Annotated in this window: 1 protein-coding gene; it reads right to left on the bottom strand. The window is 44.6% G+C overall.

The window, feature by feature from the left end; genetic code table 11:
• The coding region (locus AAEZ03_RS27520) for a hypothetical protein (RefSeq protein ID WP_350583032.1) at positions 1-269 on the bottom strand (269 nt) is incomplete at both ends.

The following is a 269-nucleotide window of genomic DNA, read 5'->3' as shown; positions in this document are numbered from 1 at the left end:
GATCTACATAGGCACTATAATCGATATAAGCACTATAAAATAAGCTTTCTAACGTAACCGTAAGGCTATTAGAGGATTGTTTGTTTCGCTGGTTAGGCAGGCGTTCAGGTATTTTCCATGGTTTTGCCAATAACTTAGAAAGTCGCCCTGATTCTGTTAATTTTTCAGGCGGCAGCATGGCAGCAGCAAACGCTTGACGGCGCTTCTTTACTACTTTAAGCAAGCGCTTTGGTGCACCGCTGTCATCGGTCAGGCCCCAACCACTATAC

Origin of the sequence: Pseudomonas sp. HY2-MNA-CIBAN-0224, assembly GCF_040310285.1 — a bacterium.
Classification (GTDB): domain Bacteria; phylum Pseudomonadota; class Gammaproteobacteria; order Pseudomonadales; family Pseudomonadaceae; genus Aquipseudomonas; species Aquipseudomonas helleri.
The sequence above is the reverse complement of the archived record's forward strand: the minus strand, read 5'-3'. Positions and strand labels throughout refer to the sequence as shown.